This window comes from Paenibacillus sp. OT2-17 (assembly GCF_009827695.1).
Lineage (GTDB): Bacteria > Bacillota > Bacilli > Paenibacillales > Paenibacillaceae > Paenibacillus > Paenibacillus polymyxa_B.
Genome location: NZ_WUDQ01000718.1, coordinates 1 through 1,586 on the forward strand (window position 1 = coordinate 1; position 1,586 = coordinate 1,586).

The following is a 1,586-nucleotide window of genomic DNA, read 5'->3' on the forward strand; positions in this document are numbered from 1 at the left end:
CGAAGCAAGGAATTACCGTAATTCGTTCCAGCCATATTTTATCCGAAGTCGAACAAATCGTTGACCATGTCGGTATCATTGCCGGCGGCGTATTAGCTTATCAAGAGGCGGTCACTCCAGGACAAAGCCTGGAATCGTTGTTCATGCAGATTGCACAGGAATACCGAAAAGGGGATGAGTAGGATGCAGCAATATATAGCCGCCGAACATCTAAAATTAAAGCGTACCTTCACAAAAAAGTTGGTCTGGCTTGCCCCCATCGCTACTCTTCTTCTGTGTACCGTACTCATGGGGGGACGTATGCTCCAAAGCGCCAGCTACAATTGGTGGTATTTCATGCTGCTGCCAGGTGCCCTCACCTTAATGTGCTCAGGAGTGATCCAAAAGGATTGCAAGAAGCTGAAATACCGTGCTGTCCTCGGCATGGCTGTAGATTTGGCTCAGGTATGGTACGGTAAAATCGGGGTTTGCGTAAGACTCTTAATGGTTTCCTTTATTGTCCTATTTATAGGGATAACTCTTGGCGGATTCGTATTCTCAACTTCTGTGACACTAGCAGGAAGCGTTGCTGCAACTCTAATCCTCTTCATCACCTTTTTGTGGCAAGTTCCACTTTGCCTGTCCCTGACGGACCGAATAGGCATGTTTGCCACTCTAATTATTAATATGCTGGGCAACGTATCCTGCACCATTTTGTTCGCTACGTCCTCTGTGTGGTGGGCGGTCCCTTATGCTATTCCAGCCCGATTAATGTGCGCCGTCATTAAAGTGCTACCTAATGGGCTTGCCGTTCCTTCAGGAGATCCGCTTTTGGATAAAGGCGTGATTGTACCCGGCCTAGTGATCACAATCTGCCTGTTTATAATTCTGTCGATACTGACGGCGATGTCCTTCCGCAAGCGGGAGGCTAAATAAGATGATTTCTTTTTTCCGCTATCTGAAATCCGATGTGCTTAAACTTAGAAGGCAGCCCTTACTGCTTGTGCAGCTGTTTGTGCCGCTTTTAGGCATAGCAATCTTTCTAGCCTATTATTCCTTTACTCCGTATTCACCGATTTCAAAGGTGGACGGCTATTTGCTGGTCTTGGCCGTTGTTCTTCCTACCATGATTGGTATTGTCTGCTCCATTGCTGTTGAGCAGGAGGCAGTCGCTGGCTATTTCCAGCAGCTATTGATCTCGCCAGTGAAGCTGCTACCTTTCCTGAGCAAGCTCAGCCTGCTCCTGATCTTGGGATTTGGCAGTGTGCTGCTTGCCTCCGGTGGCTTTGGGGCTGGCTATATATATCTTATGAGAGAGTCACCGTATGGCTTGAAGTTTTATGTGTTGGCTGCCTGCATTCTGTTTATGTCCAGTGTATTCCTCTATTTTCTGCATTTTTTCATTAGTTTGCGGTTCGGTAAGGGAGCTTCCATCGGTCTAGGCATTATGAAGAGTCTATTGTCCGCTTTGCTTCTTACAGGGCTGGGTGATCATAATTGGATATTCATCCCCTCTGCTTGGACTGCCCGGTTCATCACGATCTGGGTGCAATACGGTATAAACTCAGCAGTATCTATTCCTGAAGCTATACGGCTTGATTCGGGAG

2 protein-coding genes and 1 pseudogene are annotated in these 1,586 nt (G+C 47.2%); all 3 read left to right on the forward strand.

The window, feature by feature from the left end:
* Nucleotides 1-182: pseudogene (locus tag GRP75_RS26440) on the forward strand (lantibiotic ABC transporter ATP-binding protein); the annotation flags it as partial.
* Nucleotide 183: 1 nt separating this feature from the next.
* A complete protein-coding gene (locus GRP75_RS26445; RefSeq protein ID WP_160790831.1) occupies nucleotides 184-915 on the forward strand; it encodes a lantibiotic immunity ABC transporter MutE/EpiE family permease subunit in 732 nt (243 codons plus the stop codon).
* A 1-nt stretch (nucleotide 916) separates the two neighbouring features.
* Nucleotides 917-1,586, forward strand: a 670-nt coding sequence (locus tag GRP75_RS26450) for a lantibiotic immunity ABC transporter MutG family permease subunit (RefSeq protein ID WP_160790832.1), incomplete at its 3' end; no start/stop codon positions are given.